Source organism: Paraburkholderia sp. RL17-373-BIF-A, assembly GCF_046030175.1.
Taxonomy (GTDB): Bacteria; Pseudomonadota; Gammaproteobacteria; order Burkholderiales; family Burkholderiaceae; genus Paraburkholderia.
The window spans coordinates 1-1,828 of record NZ_JARESO010000228.1 but is presented as its reverse complement, the minus strand read 5'-3'; the positions used below and the strand labels follow the sequence as shown (position 1 = coordinate 1,828).

Here is a 1,828-nt window from a genome sequence, read left to right as displayed (position 1 = left end):
CCCTCAACGCGAGCCAGTTCATCCCGGGCCGCGACGACAGCCCGTTGCGCCTCCCCCCGCTGCACCTCGACCTCGTCGCGCAGCGCGTCGAGCGCGTCACGCGCCGCGGTGCTGGAACGGGTCCACAGCGTCGCAACCAGTTCGCCTGCGACCGCCTGCAGATCAGCCGGCAGGTCCGGATGCTCGATGCGCACCCGGCTCTTCTCGCGCAACTCCTTCCAGAACTCGACCAGCACGGCCGTGGGCGTGCCCATGCTGCCGCGCCGGACGAGCTGATACAGGCGGTTGGCGGTCGGCGTGATGCCATGACGGAAGAACAGCAGCGCGCAGACCTCGCGATAGAGGTCGCGCGTCTTCGGGAATTCGGCCTTCAGGCGGTCGATTTCGGCTGCCAGGCGGGTTTCATCAGGAGGGGCGTCAGACATCGGGATCGATCGCGGTTAATTCAATAAATAATATAACGTAAACCGATAGATTTTAAACTAGGGAGCGTCATAATTTTGACATTAACCGTATAATGTTGATTTTCTGTGACTAGGTGCGCTCCAATTACGTCCATGCCAGCCACCCGGACCGCCGCCCCTCCCGACCATGACCACCGCCCTGCCCGCCCTGCGTCCGATCGATGCGCTTGTCCTGCCGCCCGACCTTGACGGCCGTCACGGCACGAATCGCGCCAACGGACGCATGCAGGTCGCCGCTGACACCGATCTCGACGCGCTTCGCGCATGGCTCGCCCGCTTTGCCGATACGAAGACCACGTTTGACAACTACCGCAAGGAAGCCGAACGGCTGCTGCTGTGGTCGGTCCTGCAGATGGGCAAACCGCTCTCCTCGCTCACGCACGAGGAGCTGCTCGTCTACCAGCACTTTCTCGCCGATCCCCAGCCCGCCGCGCGGTGGACCGCTGATGGCGGACGCAAACACCCCCGCCACGATCCGCGCTGGCGGCCGTTCTACGGCCCGCTGTCCGGATCAAGCCAGCGCCAGGCCATGGTGATCCTGAACGTCATGTTTGCGTGGCTCGTGCAGGCCGGTTATCTGGCCGGCAACCCGCTGTCGCTGTCGCGTCAGCGCGCCCGACGGGCCAGGCCGCGCATCGTCCGGTATCTGTCGCCCGAGCTGTGGCTCGAGGTCAAGACCTGGATTCAGGGCATGCCCGTGCAGACAGCTCGCGAGCGCGAACACCACGCACGCGTGCGCTGGCTCTTTACCCTGCTCTATCTGGGCGGTCTGCGCATCACGGAAGTCGGCACGAACACAATGGGACGGTTTTTCCGGCGCGCTGACGAAAACGGCACGGACCGCTGGTGGCTTGAAGTGATGGGCAAAGGTGGCAAGGAGCGGCTGGTGCCGGCCACCGCGGAAATGATGACGGAACTGGGCACCTACCGGCGGGCACGCGGACTGCCCGCCCTGCCTTCGCCGGGCGAGGACACGCCGCTCGTGCTGCCGGTTGGCCAGTCGCGCAAACCGCTCACGCGCGCAGCGTTGCACCGGATCGTGAAGGATGTCTTTAACGGTGCGGCGCAATCCCTGCGCGCACGTGGTGAAGACCATGCGCCGCGCGCGGACCGCCTCGAGCAGGCGTCGGCACACTGGTTGCGCCATAGCGCCGGGTCCCACATGGCGGACCGGCAGGTCGATCTGCGACTCGTGCGCGATAACCTCGGGCATGCGTCACTGACGACGACCAGCCAGTATCTTCACGTCGACGACGATCGCCGGCACCGCGAGACCGACGAGAAACACCGTATTGCCTGGTGATGACGGGTAACCGATGGCAGCCATAACTCACCACCACCTACCGGCTGATCTGGACAGCGTC

At 65.0% G+C, this 1,828-nt stretch carries 2 protein-coding genes; one reads left to right on the top strand and one right to left on the bottom strand.

Features of this window, described 5'->3' with window-relative positions; all coding sequences use genetic code 11:
- The coding region (locus tag P0D80_RS49895) for a DNA-binding protein (protein WP_408296064.1) at nucleotides 1-425 on the bottom strand (425 nt) is incomplete at its 3' end.
- Nucleotides 426-591: 166 nt separating this feature from the next.
- Between P0D80_RS49895 and P0D80_RS49890 the strand changes: the two genes are divergently transcribed.
- A complete protein-coding gene (locus P0D80_RS49890) occupies nucleotides 592-1,767 on the top strand; it encodes a tyrosine-type recombinase/integrase (RefSeq protein ID WP_408296061.1) in 1,176 nt (391 codons plus the stop codon).
- Nucleotides 1,768-1,828 lie beyond the last annotated feature (61 nt).